The organism is Streptomyces sp. NPDC050743 (genome assembly GCF_044456925.1).
Taxonomy (GTDB): Bacteria; Actinomycetota; Actinomycetes; order Streptomycetales; family Streptomycetaceae; genus Streptomyces.
This window is the reverse complement of sequence record NZ_JBITGJ010000079.1, coordinates 1-12,926: the sequence shown is the minus strand read 5'-3', so window position 1 is coordinate 12,926 and position 12,926 is coordinate 1. Positions and strand designations below refer to the sequence as shown.

Below are 12,926 nucleotides of genomic sequence, written 5' to 3'. Positions count from 1 at the left end.
GATGCCGACGGGCCTGGCCTCAGTCGAGGAGCCGGAGGAGAACGGCGGCCTCCGCGCGCAGCCGCGATGCCCGGTCGGCCTGCACGGGCGCCGTGAACTGCTCCGCGAGCGTCAGCCGTTCGTCGGCCTCGGCGCGCACGATGTCGGTGATGTGCTGTTCGCTCAGCTCACGCCGGGCGGCCTCGGTGGCGCCGACACCGACCGGCGCCTGCTCGATGGCCAAGCCCCGGAGTCCGGCCGAACCCACCGGCACCGCCTCGGCGTTGTCCACCGCGGCAAGGGTGGAACGCAGGGCGCTCACCGCCACCTTGTCGCGGGCACGCATCGCTTCTCGCAGGGCTTGACGCATCTGGTGACGCAGAGACATGAGGGTGACCCTATGGTCCGTCCACGAGACCTTCAACGGAATACGGGTCAGGCGTTCGGGTCGAAGGGGATGCCCGAGGGCATGGAGTGCGCCAGCGCGTACTGGAAGTCGCCGTCCTTGATCTTGATGGTGGCTTCGCCGAAGTCGGCGCTCAGAAGCTTGTCCCGGAAGCCGGCCGGGTAGCCGTTCCAGCCCACCAGGCGGGGGTAGAACCAACCGCCGGTCACGTTCTCGGGAGGCTCGTCGTTGCTGTTGGCGAAGCGGAAGTCGTGGGTGGAGAGGCCGTCCTTGTGATAGACGATCTTCGGGTGGGTGCCGTCGAAGCGGACCGAGGAGCGGGCGGCCACCTGGTAGCTGGTGTGCTGGGACACCGAGACGTACTGGACCTCGTTGTTGTTGATCCACACCACGACGTGCTCCCAGTCGTGGGTGTGCCCGATGGCCGCCGGGCCGAGGGTCGCCTGGTCCTTCTCGAAGTAGCTGGCGTACATGACGGCGCACCAGCCGTTGTTGCACTTCTCCCGTGAGTAGGTGTTGGCGTTGGCGAGTTGGGCGTAGTCATGGCAGTGGCCGTTGACGTCGCCGCCGAGTTTCAGACCGGGGTTGATGGTGCCGTCGGCGCCGATGGCGGCGGTGGCGTAGCAGCCGTCGCCGTCGTAGTCGTAGGCGGGCGAGAAGGTCTGCTCCAGGCCGTCGGCGTTCTGCGGCAGCAACTGCAGGACGTTGGCGTCGGCGCGGCCCGGCAGGGACACCACGAGGGCCAGCGCGGCGAGGGCGGCGGCGGCCGTCAAGGCGGCCGTGGAAGGGGACTTGGCCATGAGTTGGGGGTGCCCTTCACGTGGGGGTGGCGGGAGCCATGAACCTAAAGGCGTGGACGGCTTTCGTCAAGCAGTGAAGTAAGTGGTGGAGCAAGGTAGTTGGATCCTTACCAGCCTGAGGAGAAGTCGTATGTCAGTCGATGAGGCAGCGCGCAACAAGGCGACGGCCGCGCGTTTTCATGACGCCGTGAGCACCAGGGATCCGGAGATCATCTCGAAGACGATCGATGAGCTCGTGGCACCGGACGTTCTGTTCCACGCCCCGGTGCCGATGGGCATGACGGGAGCGCAGGCACTCAAACAGGTGTGGACGGTGCTCCTCCGCGCGTTCCCCGACGTTCACGTCGAGGTCGAGGATGTGATCGCCGAGGGGGACAAGGTCGTGGCCCGGAACACGGTGACCGGGACCCACCGGGGCGAGTATCGGGGGATGCCGCCGACCGGCAGGTCCGTCACCTACGGCGAGATCTTCGTCTTCCGGTTCGAGGGCGGCCGGATCGCCGAGATCTGGGGTGTGGTCGATGTCTTCTCACAGATGCGCCAGCTGGGAGCCGTCTCGTAGACGATCCGGTCGGTTCACCGGCCCACGGTGGCCACACCGTCGATCTCGACGCGCACGCCCTGGCGCACGAGTTGCGTGACGACCGTCGTCCGAGCCGGAAACCGCGGGCAGTCCGCGAAGAACTCGCGGTAGACCCTGTTGAAGTCGGCGAAGTCGCCGCCGTCGCTGAGGTAGCAGGTGCACTTGACGATCAGCTCCTTCCTGCTTCCCGCGGCGGCGACGACCGCGACGAGGTTGTGCAGCACCTGCCGGACCTGTGCGGAGAAGTCGTCCGGTATCTCGTGCGTGACCGGGTCGAGCGGGCCTTGACCGGACGTGAACACCAAGTCGCCGACCCTGATGGCCTGGGACAAGGGGGGCTCGCTGCCATCGGGGAAGCGGACGAACGGGGCCTTGTCGGTGTGGATGCCTTCGATCACGCGGGCATTGTGCTGTACATGGCCTGCCTCACGGGAGCGGACATCCGCTTTTCAGAGGCTGGTCAGCAGGTCGTCGAGTGGGGCGGGTACGCGGTCGGGGGCGAGGGCCTCGACGAGGACACGGCCGTAGTGGATCTTGCGCCCCTTCTTCGTGCCGAGGAAGCGCCGCAACCGCTGGTGCGCGGTGCGGCCCCGTTGCGCGGGCTGACGCAGGAAGGTCTGCAGGGCACGCAGGTCGCCCTCCGCTCGCACGAGTTCCTCCACCCGTGTCACGCCCAGCGCGCGGATGAGCTCGTCCTCCAGATCCGCCGTGCACACGAAGAACCCCTGCTGTGCCGAGCCGGCCCCCTCCAACGCGCGGGCGTAGTAGCCGCGCTCCGCCTCGTCGCACAGTCCCGTGAGGCGCAGGCCCAGGCCGGATGGCCCGAGGAGGCGGGCGAAGCGCCCGACACTCATCGCACCGCCGATCGACAGGACGCAGACGCCTTCGGCCGCCAGGTCCCGGTCGCGGCGCGCGGCCAGCGCATCGACCGCCGCTACGTCGCTCAGCCCTTCGAGCAGGACGGCGGTCCGGACGGACAGCCGCTCGGCCAGCTGGCGCGCGGGGTCGCCGGGGCGACCGGCCGCCCACGCGGTGACGGCTTCCCGGAACGACGTCATGTCAGCCATGAGATGAGTCTGCGCCTTTCCCGGCCACGGTGGCAGGGAATTTCCCCCGGCCCGTCGACGGGCGCTGCGCAGGTGCCACTCCCGCGGCGTCCGGGTGCGAAACTGCCACAAGATCGGCGCGCACCAGTCTCGGGGAGGATCCATGGCCGTCACTTACCTGATGCTCGCACGCCTGCCGGAGGGACGCCTGGACGCCTTCGACGCCTACGAGAGCGCCGTGCTGCCGCTCCTCGCCGAGCACGGGGGGCGACTCGAACGGCGGCTGCGCACTCCGGACGACCGCGTCGAAGCCCACCTCGTCAGCTTTCCCGGCGACGAGGACTTCGCCGCGTACCGGGCAGACCCCCGGCGCTCCTCTGCCACGCCCCTGCTGGAATCGTCCGGAGCGGCGATCGAACTCCTCGCTGTGCGCGATGTGCAGTGACACGGCGGGCTGAACGAACGGCGTGCCCGCGCGGGCGGCCCAGCGCGATCTGCGGGGGACGGCCCAGGTGATCGAGTCGGGGCACGCGGCCGGGCCCGAGGCACTGACCCCACCGAAGCCGCGGAAGGCCGGGGTTCCAGGTCGACGCTCCGACAGAAGTGGCCCGCGCGTACCGCGACGGCGGCGCCGAGCCGTCACTTCGAGCCCCACCGATTCAGGAAGGGGGAAGAGCCGCCAGCATGGCCCGTGCCGTGGCGCTCGCGTCGTAGTCCTCGCTCACGCCCGGAACCAGGATGATGTCGCCCTCGATGTGCCGCGAGCGCAGGGGCGCGATGGCCTGATACTCCTCGGAGTCCCACCAGGCGCGCGCCTGCGAGATCGACGGGAAGCCGATCACGACGACGTGCCCGGGCCATGCGCCCTCCTTCACCTCGTGCGCACTGCCGTGTACGAGGAACCGGCCGCCGTACGGCTCGAAGGTGGCGGTGATGCGCGCGATGTACTCGGCGATCTCCGGGTGCGGAGCGGCTTCCCGAAGATGAGCGATCGCGTAGGCGGTCATGGTGTCCCTCCCGTTGGTCGGCTGCTGGGCTGTTCACGATCCTGCCTCCGGTGCGTGCCGAGGTCGATGACCTGCCAGGTAATGCGGGGGACGAGCTGAACCGGGCGTGGCCGCGAGGCGTGGAACCAGCCACCGTCGGCGTCTCCGGCCGACAGTCCTGACATGGTGTTTTACAGTGGCTGGCATCAGTTCCGGCGATACACCTGTGAGGAATTCGCGAACATGCCGACTGAAACGCTCGAGTTTCAGGTAGAGGCCCGTCAGCTGCTGCAGCTGATGATCCACTCGGTCTACTCCAACAAGGACGTCTTCCTGCGTGAACTCGTCTCCAACGCCTCCGACGCGCTGGACAAGCTGCGTCTGGAGAAGCTGCGGGACGACTCGCTGGACGCCGACGTGTCCGACCTGCACATCGAGATCGACATCGACAAGGACGCCCGCACCCTCACCGTGCGGGACAACGGCATCGGAATGTCGTACGACGAGGTCGGGAAGCTCATCGGCACCATCGCCAACTCCGGCACCGCACAGTTCCTCCAGGAGTTGCGGGAGGCCAAGGACGCGGCGGGGGCGGAGGGGCTGATCGGACAGTTCGGCGTCGGCTTCTACTCGGGCTTCATGGTGGCGGACGAGGTCACCCTGGTCACCCGGCGCGCCGGCGAGAGCCAGGGCACGCGGTGGACGTCGCGCGGCGAGGACACGTACACGCTGGAGCCGGTCGACGACGCGCCGCAGGGCACCTCGGTCACCCTCCACCTCAAGCCAGCCGACCCGGAGAACCAGCTCCACGACTACACCTCCCCGTGGAAGATCAGGGAGATCGTCAAGCGCTACTCGGACTTCATCACCTGGCCCATCAGGATGGTCCCGGACCAGGGCGAGGGCGACGAGGCGCGCGAGCCCGAGACGCTGAACTCGATGAAGGCGCTGTGGGCGCGGTCGCGTGACGAGGTGTCCGACGACGAGTACCACGAGCTGTACAAGCACATCGGGCACGACTGGCGCGATCCGCTGGAGACGATCCGGCTGCAGGCGGAGGGCACCTTCGAGTTCCAGGCCCTGCTGTTCCTGCCCGCGCACGCTCCGCACGACCTGTTCACCCGGGACTTCCGGCGTGGGGTGCAGCTGTACGTCAAGCGCGTGTTCATCATGGACGACTGCGAGGCGCTGCTGCCGCCGTACCTCCGCTTCGTCAAGGGTGTCGTCGACGCGGCCGACCTCTCGCTCAACGTGTCCCGCGAGATCCTCCAGCAGGACCGGCACATCGAGATGATGCGGCGGCGGCTGACGAAGAAGGTCCTGTCCACGGTCAAGGACATGATGACCAAGGACCGGGACCGATACGCCACGTTCTGGCGGGAGTTCGGCACCGTCCTGAAGGAGGGGCTGGTCACCGACCCGGAGAACCGCGACGCCATCCTCGCCCTCGCGTCGTTCGCGAGCACGCACGACGACACCGAGCCGACCACGCTGAAGAGTTACGTCGAGAGGATGAAGGACGGCCAGGAGGACATCTACTACCTGACCGGCGAGTCCCGGCAGAGCATCGAGAACTCACCGCACATGGAGGCCTTCCGGGACCGGGGCATCGAGGTGCTGCTGCTCACCGACCCCGTCGACGAGGTGTGGGCCGACGCCGTCGGCGAGTACGACGGAAAGAAGCTGCGGTCCGTCGCCAAGGGGCAGATCGACCTCGACGCCAAGGGCGACGACGCCTCTGAGGGCGAGCGGGAGAAGCAGACCGAGGACTACGCCGGCCTGCTCGGCTGGATGCAGGAGCAACTGGACGAGGACATCAAGGAGGTACGCCTGTCCTCCCGTCTCACCGTCTCCCCAGCCTGTGTCGTCTCTGACGCGAACGACCTGACCCCGGCGCTGGAGAACATGTACCGCGCGATGGGCCAGGAGGTGCCCCGCGCCAAGCGGATCCTGGAGCTCAACCCGGGCCACCAGCTGGTGAAGGGCCTCAACCAGGCGTACAAGGAGCGCGAGGACCGCACGGGGCTCATCGAGACCGCAGAACTCCTGCACGGTCTGGCGGTACTCGCCGAGGGCGGCCAGCCCAAGGACCCCGCCCGTTTCGTCAAGCTGATGGCGGACCGCCTGGAACGCGCGCTGTAACGCGGACTCGCCAGACGGCCGGGGGGGGGGGCGCCCCCCCGGGGGGGGGCGCCCCCCCCCCCCGGCCGGGGCCCCCCCCCCCGCGCCCCCCCCCGCGCCCCCCCCCCCCCCCCCCCGGCTTTTGGTACACGGTGGGGCCGGCGGGGGGGCGGGGGGGCCGCCCCGGCCCCCCCCCCCGCGGGGGGGGGCCCCCCCCCCCCCGCGCCCCCCCCCCCCCGGCCGATCTGCCCGGATACGACAGACCGTCCTCACCGCCCGGCCACCGCCCGGCGCCGCCGCTGATAGCACAGCGCGCCCGCTGTGATGACCAGCGGCCACAGCAGGTACCAGCCCGTCATGACGAGGAGGGCGGCGACCGCGGCGAGCGCGAGGAGGGCACAGCGGTGCGGCGGGCCGCCTCGGGGCAGGAGCCGTACTGCGGCGGCGGTGCCCAGGGTGTACACGGTCACGAACGACCCGGTGGTGAGCAGCACGAGCGGCTGTGGGCCCACGTCGGCGATCGCGGTGGCGGCGAGGGCGAGGCCCGAGAGGCCTGTCACGACCGCCGGGCTGCGGCGTGGCACCTCGCCGGCGCTGCCGCCCCGGTCGAGCCAGGCGGGCAGCGCGCCGTCGCGACCGAGCGCGGCGCCCAGTCTGGCCGCGCCGGCGAAGTAGGCGTTCATCGTGCCGAGGGTGAGCAGCACGGCGGCGGTCGCGGCCAGTACGTGGACCGTGCCGCCGATGCCGAGGGCGAGCAGTTCGGCCAGCGGGGCGTCGGAGGTGCCGGCGTCCTGGCCGAGCACCAGGATGCTGGTGGCCGCGACGGCGAGGTAGAGCACGCCCACGACGGCGACCGCAACGGCGGTGGCGCGGGGCAGGTCGCGTGACGGGCGGCGGAAGTCGGCGGCGAGGTGGGTGATGGCCTCCCAGCCCGCGAAGCTCCACACCAGCAGCGCCGCGGCAGAGCCGGTCGCGGACCAGCCGTGCGGTGCGAACGGATGCAGGTTCCGCAGCTGGGCGTGCGGCAGCGCGGTCAGCACCGCGGTCAGCAACAGCGTGACGAGCAGCACGGCCAGCGCGAGTTGCAGTCGGCCGGACACCGTCACACCGAAGCCGTTGGCCACCGCCACCAGGACCAGCAGGACCCCAGCGGTGACCAGCACCGTGCGCCGGCCGCCGCCGAACGCGCCCGCGACGTACGCACCGGCGAACATGCCCGCAGCCGGAGCACCCGCCGGTACGGCGAAGTAGAAACACCAGCCGACCACCGCCGCCGCCCGCGCGCCGAAGGCATGCCGAACGTAGGTCGAGACCCCGCCGCCGTCCGGGTAGCGGGCGCCGAGCGCCGCGAACGTGGCCGCGAGCGGCACCGACAGCAGCACCAGCCCGAGCCAGGCGAGCAGTGAGGCGGGCCCGGCCGCCCGGGTCGCCAACGCCGGCAGGGCGATCACACCGGTGCCGAGCACCGCGCCGACGTACAGCGCCGTCCCTTGCCAGACGGTCAGACTCCCGGCGGGCCGGGCCGGCAGGTCCACCGGGGCCGGAGCCCTGGTCATGCGGAGGCCTTCGCGTCCAGCCTCCGGTCCGTCATGTCCCAGGTGTCCACCTGGAATTCGAAGTCCCCGACACCGGGCTCGCGGGTGGTTGCGTCGCTCATCTGCTCATGTCCTTTGCCGTGTCCCGTCCGTGCGTGGGGCGTATGCCCGGCCGGGAAAGTAGCCCGGCTTCCCTGACAACCCCTGTCAGTGGAGTGCGGCAGACTTCCGTCATGCGTGCGAGCCGACTGCTGTCCGCCCTGTTGCTGCTCCAGACCCGCGGCCGGATGACCGCCCGGCAACTCGCCGACGAACTGGAGGTGTCCGTCCGCACGGTGTACCGGGACATGGAGTCGCTCTCCGCGGCCGGAGTCCCGCTCTACGGCGACCCCGGTCACGACGGCGGCTACCGACTGCTCGACGGTTTCCGTACCCGCCTGACCGGACTGACCCGCGACGAGGCGCAGGCACTCTCCCTGGCCGGACTGCCCGGACCGGCCGCGGACCTCGGGCTCGGGACCGTACTCGCCACCGCCCAGCTCAAGCTGGCGGCCGCCCTGCCCGAGGAACTGCGCGACCGCACCGGTGAGATACGGCAGCGGTTCCACTTGGACCCCTCCGGCTGGTACGCCGAATCGGACCCGACCCCGCACCTGGCCGCCGTCACCGACGCGGTGTGGCGACAGCGCCGCATCCGCGTGCGCTACCGGCGGTGGACGGCACCCCAGGAGGTGACCCGCACGCTGGACCCCTACGGGCTGGTGCTCAAGTCCGGCCGCTGGTACCTGGTGGCGGCCCGGCCGGCGGGCGTGCGCACCTACCGCGTCTCCCAGATCCTGCGGACCCAGGTGCTGAAGGACCGCTTCGAGCGTCCCCATGACTTCGACCTGGCCGCGCACTGGCAGAGCTACCTGGCCGACTTCGACGCCCGCCGACTGCGGGACGAAGCGGTCGTACGACTGACACCAAAGGTCCTGACGAAGCTGCCCGACCTCATGGAACCGGCGGTGGCACGCGCCGCCCAGGACAGCGCCGGACCCCCGGGTCCCGACGGACGGGTTCAGGTCGTCATGCCCATCGAGTCCGCGGAACACGCCGTCGGCATGCTGCTGCGCCTGGGAGCGGAGGCGGAGGTCGTGGCGCCCGCCGGATTGCGGGCCCTGATGACACAGACGATCAATGCCCTGGTCGACACCTACCGTGACCCGCTGGACAAACACGAAGCCTCACCTAGACTAGGCATCCAGAGATAGAAAATTGGTCTAAGTATGGGGGGAGAGACTTCCCGTGGGAGAGGCCGGGGCCGACGAGCACCTCATCCGTGAGGCCGAGAAGATCGCCGTGGCGTTGGGGCGCATGTTCCCGGGCCTGTGCGAGGTGGTGCTGCACGACCTGCGCGACCCCGAGCACGCGATCCGGGCGATCGAGAACAACCTCTCCGGGCGCCGGGTCGGGGACTCCGCCACGGAGCTGGGCCTGGCCCGCATCGAAGACCCCGACTACCCCAGTGTCATTCAGAATTACCCCAACCAGTTCCCGGACGGCCGACCCGCGAAAAGCACGTCCATCGGCATCAAGAACGCCGCGGGGGAGTACATCGCGGCTCTCTGCCTGAACCTGGACGTGTCCGTGCTGTCGCCGGTGACCCTCACCCTGTCCAACCTGGTGGCCACGGACACCAAGCACCGCGAGCAGCCCCTGGAGACCCTGCGGGACCGCACCGCGCGCGAACTGCGGCAGGCGGTGGAGGTGCATGCCGCGGAGCGCGCCGCGACTCCCCGTTCGCTGAGCCGGGAGGAAAAGAAGGCGCTCGTACGGCAGTTGCAGCGGGACGGCTACTTCGACTCGCGCGACGCCGCACAGACCATCGCGGACCTGCTGGGTGTCTCCCGGGCGACCGTCTACAACTATGCCAAGTAGGGGCATTTTTCCGTGAATCTTCCTGTGAACACCCAGGAGAGCATCGCTCATTGGGCCCCGGCACGAACCCTGGCCGATCCGGACACCCCCTTCGCCGTCGTCGACGTCCACACGATGCGGCGGAACATCGCACGCCTCAAGGCCAGGGCCGACCGTCTCGCGGTCACCCTGCGCCCGCACGTCAAGACCGCCAAGAGCCTCGACGCCGCCGCCCTCCTGCACTCCGGCACGCCGTGTCCGGTCACCGTCTCCACCCTGGCGGAGGCCGAGGCGTTCGCCGACGGCGGCTACACCGACATCACGTACGCCGTCGGCATCGACCCGCACAAACTCCCGCGCGTCATCGCACTGTTGCGTCGGGGCGTCACCCTGCGCATCCTGCTGGACAGCGTCGAGCAGGCGTCGTCCGTCGCCGAAGCCGCCCGCCTGGCGGGCGTCGCCCTGCCCACCCAGATCGAGATCGACTGCGACGGCCACCGCGGCGGCCTCAGGCCCGACGACCCCGCCCTCCTCGCCATCGGCCGCGTCCTGCACGACGCAGGCTGTCTGGACGGCGTCCTGACCCACGCCGGAGAGTCCTACTTCGCCCACACCGCCGAGGAACAGCGCCTCGCGGCGAAGAACGAACGCGACACCGCCGTCGCCGCGGCCGAGCGGCTGCGCGCGGCCGGTCTGCCCCTGAACGTCGTCAGCGTGGGCTCGACCCCCACCGCGCACGCCGCCGAGGACCTCACCGGCGTCACCGAACTGCGCGCGGGGAACTACGTCTTCTTCGACCTGGTCATGGCCGGACTCGGTGTCTGCCGGGTCGAGGACATCGCCCTGTCGGTGGTCGTGACCGTCATCGGGCACCGCCCCGAGTACGGGTGGATCATGACCGACGGCGGCTGGATGGCCATGTCGCGCGACCGCGGGACGGCCGCGCAGGCCCAGGACCAGGGCTACGGCCTGGTCACCGACCTCGCCGGCAACCTCGTCCCGGGTCTGGTCATGACGGCCGCGAGCCAGGAGCACGGCACCCTCACGGCCCGCGACGGCGCCGACCTGCCCGACCTGCCGATCGGCACCCGCCTGCGCATCCTGCCCAACCACGCCTGCGCCACCGCGGCCCAGCACCGTGGCTACCACGTCGTCGACGGCACCCGCCGGACCGACCGTGTCCCCGCGATCGAGACCTTCTGGGAACGTGTCACCGGCTGGTGACCACCAGCCGCCGGGAAATTCGATGTCAGAGGCGCCGTCGGTTCCGCTAGCGTCGCCCCTGTGACTCCAGCGGATCTCGCGGCCGTCGTCACCGACGGCATCCACACGGCCATCCAGTCCGGACGCATCTCGGCAGAGGCGCCCGAGGAGATCCGCGTGGAGCGCCCCCGGCACCGCGGCCACGGTGACTACTCGACCAACGTCGCCCTGCAGCTCGCCAAGTCCGCCGGCATGCCCGCCCGCGCCGTCGCCGAGGTGCTGGCGCCGCTGGTGAGCGCGGCCACCGGAGTGGCGAAGGCCGAGGTCGCGGGCCCCGGGTTCCTCAACATCACGCTGGAGACCGCGGCGATCGGCGCCCTGGCCCGGGACATCGTCCTGGCCGGCGACGCCTACGGCCGCACCGACCGGCTGGGCGGCCTGCGGCTCAACCTGGAGTTCGTCTCCGCCAACCCCACCGGCCCGGTGCACATCGGCGGAGCCCGCTGGGCGGTCGTGGGCGACGTCCTCGCCCGGCTGCTCGAGGCCGCGGGCGCGGGCGTGTCGCGGGAGTACTACTTCAACGACGCCGGCGTGCAGATCGACCGCTTCGTCCGCTCGCTGCTCGCCGCCGCGCAGGGCCTGCCGGTGCCCGAGGACGGCTACAGCGGCGCGTACATCCAGGAGATCGCGGACGCCGTGCTGCGGCACCACCCCGGCGCCCTGGACCTGCCGGAGAGCGAGTCCTCCGCCGTGTTCCGGGCGGTGGGCACAGAGCTGATGTTCGACGAGATCAAGACGTCGCTCGCCGCGTTCGGAACCCGCTTCGACACCTACTTCAACGAGAAGGACCTGCACGACCGGGGGGACCTGGACGCCGCCGTCACCCGGTTGCGCGACGGCGGCCACGTCTACGAGTCCGACGGCGCACTCTGGCTGCGCACCACGGACTTCGGCGACGACAAGGACCGGGTGCTGGTCAAGAGCGACGGATCCTGGACGTACTTCACCGCGGACTGCGCGTACTACCTGAACAAGCGGTCCCGGGGCTTCGAGCGGGTCGTCATCATGCTCGGCGCCGACCACGCCGGCTATGTCGGCCGGATGCGGGCCATGGCGGCCTGTTTCGGCGACGACCCGGACCGGCATCTGGAGATCCTCATCGGCCAACTGGTCAACCTCGTCAAGGACGGCAGGCCGGTCCGTATGAGCAAGCGCGCGGGTACGGTCCTCACCCTCGACGACCTGACCGAGGCGGTCGGCGTCGACGCCGCCCGGTACGCGCTGGCGCGGGCCAGCGTGGACGCGATGATCGACCTGGACATCGACCTGCTGACCCGGCAGTCGAACGACAACCCGGTCTACTACGTCCAGTACGCCCACACCCGGCCCTGTGCCGTCCTGCGCAAGGCGAGGGAAGCCGGGATCGACAAGGGCGCCCCGGAGGAATTCGACCCCGCCCTCCTCACCCACGGACGCGAAGCGGACCTGCTGGGCATGCTGGCCGAGTTTCCGCAGGTCGTGACCACCGCGGCCACACTGCGCGAACCACACCGGGTGGCGCACTACCTGGAGGCGCTGGCCGGCGCCTACCACCGCTTCTACGACGCGTGCCGGGTCCTGCCGCGGGCCGGCGAGACCCCGGACGACCGTACCCGGGCCCGGCTGTGGCTGACGGAGGCCGCCAGGCTGGTGCTGCGCAACGGGCTGCGAATGCTCGGCGTGTCGGCGCCGGAACGGATGTGAGCCCACCCGGTTCGCAGGTCGGCGGCCGCTGCCGGAAGGCCGGTCGGGGGATGCTCGGAGGCCGGTAGGCGGATGCTAGGAGACCGGTCGGAAGACGTCGGCGACGACGTCGGACGGCGCCGCAGCCGCATACGCCTCGACGAACCACTCCCGGCCGAACAGCCACCCGAAGACAGGGGCCGGAATCCGGACCAGCACCCTCAGCACCGGAGCAATCCGACCGGTGCCCGACACCTGTGAACGATGAGCGGCGAGAGCCGCCCGCTTCCGTGCCGCGAACCGCCGGACATCCACCGTGTGGGTGATGGCCGCGCGCGAGGTGTAGGCGGTGCGCACCGCGTCCGCGTCGAAGCGCAACGGGATCCTCAGCACGCGCACCAGCTTCACCAGGCGCGCCACCACATCGCGCGGGATCGTCGCCTCCAGCACACGCGGCACCCCGGCGAGTTCCGCGGCACGCCTGCCGACCTCGTGCACCCTGACGTGGTCGCCGTGGCCGTAGCCGCCCCGTGCGTCGTAGCCGAGGAGCACGTTCACCGGGTTCCTCCGAGGATGCCCCGGCCGTCAGGCCGGGGAGGAATCGGACTCCTGCGGAGCAGGGCAGGGATAGCCGGATCGCCGTCAG

At 70.5% G+C, this 12,926-nt stretch carries 14 protein-coding genes; 7 read left to right on the top strand and 7 right to left on the bottom strand.

The genetic code is table 11. The features are described 5' to 3' along the window. Positions 1-19: 19 nt before the first annotated feature. Together ACIBJF_RS40955 and ACIBJF_RS40950 are read right to left on the bottom strand one after the other, a co-directional pair. Entirely contained in the window at positions 20-325 is a 306-nt protein-coding gene (locus ACIBJF_RS40955) for a hypothetical protein (RefSeq protein WP_399181859.1), read from the bottom strand. An 89-nt stretch (positions 326-414) separates the two neighbouring features. Further along, positions 415-1,185, bottom strand: coding sequence for an NPP1 family protein (locus ACIBJF_RS40950; protein WP_399181810.1), 771 nt, complete (start codon positions 1,183-1,185; stop codon positions 415-417). A gap of 130 nt (positions 1,186-1,315) precedes the next feature. On the opposite strand from ACIBJF_RS40950, the gene ACIBJF_RS40945 reads away from it, so the two are divergent. Next, on the top strand, positions 1,316-1,747 hold the full coding sequence (locus ACIBJF_RS40945; protein WP_399181807.1) for an ester cyclase: 432 nt from the start codon (positions 1,316-1,318) through the stop codon (positions 1,745-1,747). 14 nt (positions 1,748-1,761) lie between these two features. Here ACIBJF_RS40945 and ACIBJF_RS40940 read toward each other — a convergent pair whose 3' ends face one another. After that, positions 1,762-2,166 carry a RidA family protein gene (locus tag ACIBJF_RS40940; RefSeq protein WP_399181805.1) on the bottom strand — a complete coding sequence of 135 codons (405 nt, stop codon included), beginning with the start codon at positions 2,164-2,166 and terminating at the stop codon, positions 1,762-1,764. A gap of 51 nt (positions 2,167-2,217) precedes the next feature. Beyond that, complete coding sequence (locus ACIBJF_RS40935; protein ID WP_399181803.1) at positions 2,218-2,835, bottom strand: TOPRIM nucleotidyl transferase/hydrolase domain-containing protein; 618 nt, start codon at positions 2,833-2,835, stop codon at positions 2,218-2,220. Positions 2,836-2,977: 142 nt separating this feature from the next. On the opposite strand from ACIBJF_RS40935, the gene ACIBJF_RS40930 reads away from it, so the two are divergent. Beyond that, positions 2,978-3,259, top strand: a complete 282-nt coding sequence (locus ACIBJF_RS40930) for a hypothetical protein (protein WP_399181801.1) — start codon at positions 2,978-2,980, stop codon at positions 3,257-3,259. A gap of 214 nt (positions 3,260-3,473) precedes the next feature. Here ACIBJF_RS40930 and ACIBJF_RS40925 read toward each other — a convergent pair whose 3' ends face one another. Further along, the gene (locus ACIBJF_RS40925) at positions 3,474-3,821 is read right to left on the bottom strand and encodes a DUF1330 domain-containing protein (RefSeq protein WP_356313007.1); all 348 of its coding nucleotides are present in this window, start codon (positions 3,819-3,821) and stop codon (positions 3,474-3,476) included. Between the two features lie 222 nt (positions 3,822-4,043). Between ACIBJF_RS40925 and htpG the strand changes: the two genes are divergently transcribed. Then, positions 4,044-5,942, top strand: a complete 1,899-nt coding sequence (gene htpG / locus ACIBJF_RS40920; RefSeq protein WP_399181799.1) for a molecular chaperone HtpG — start codon at positions 4,044-4,046, stop codon at positions 5,940-5,942. A gap of 248 nt (positions 5,943-6,190) precedes the next feature. On the opposite strand, the gene ACIBJF_RS40915 is transcribed toward htpG, so the two are convergent. After that, a complete protein-coding gene (locus tag ACIBJF_RS40915; protein WP_399181797.1) occupies positions 6,191-7,477 on the bottom strand; it encodes an APC family permease in 1,287 nt (428 codons plus the stop codon). Positions 7,478-7,689: 212 nt separating this feature from the next. Here ACIBJF_RS40915 and ACIBJF_RS40910 point away from each other — a divergent pair, with 212 nt between their 5' ends. Genes ACIBJF_RS40910 through argS form a run of 4 tightly spaced genes read left to right on the top strand, consistent with a single transcriptional unit; the run spans position 7,690 to position 12,301 of the window. Beyond that, complete coding sequence (locus tag ACIBJF_RS40910; RefSeq protein WP_399181795.1) at positions 7,690-8,709, top strand: helix-turn-helix transcriptional regulator; 1,020 nt, start codon at positions 7,690-7,692, stop codon at positions 8,707-8,709. A gap of 34 nt (positions 8,710-8,743) precedes the next feature. Continuing rightward, positions 8,744-9,376: a transcriptional regulator gene (locus ACIBJF_RS40905; RefSeq protein WP_399181793.1), complete on the top strand. Its 633-nt coding sequence runs from the start codon at positions 8,744-8,746 to the stop codon at positions 9,374-9,376. Positions 9,377-9,388: 12 nt separating this feature from the next. Continuing rightward, positions 9,389-10,579 carry a DSD1 family PLP-dependent enzyme gene (locus ACIBJF_RS40900; RefSeq protein ID WP_399181792.1) on the top strand — a complete coding sequence of 397 codons (1,191 nt, stop codon included), beginning with the start codon at positions 9,389-9,391 and terminating at the stop codon, positions 10,577-10,579. Between the two features lie 60 nt (positions 10,580-10,639). Further along, complete coding sequence (gene argS / locus ACIBJF_RS40895) at positions 10,640-12,301, top strand: arginine--tRNA ligase (RefSeq protein WP_399181790.1); 1,662 nt, start codon at positions 10,640-10,642, stop codon at positions 12,299-12,301. Between the two features lie 75 nt (positions 12,302-12,376). On the opposite strand, the gene ACIBJF_RS40890 is transcribed toward argS, so the two are convergent. Next, positions 12,377-12,838 (bottom strand): hypothetical protein, encoded by a 462-nt coding sequence (locus ACIBJF_RS40890; protein WP_399181789.1) that lies wholly within the window; start codon positions 12,836-12,838, stop codon positions 12,377-12,379. Between the last annotated feature and the right edge of the window lie 88 nt (positions 12,839-12,926).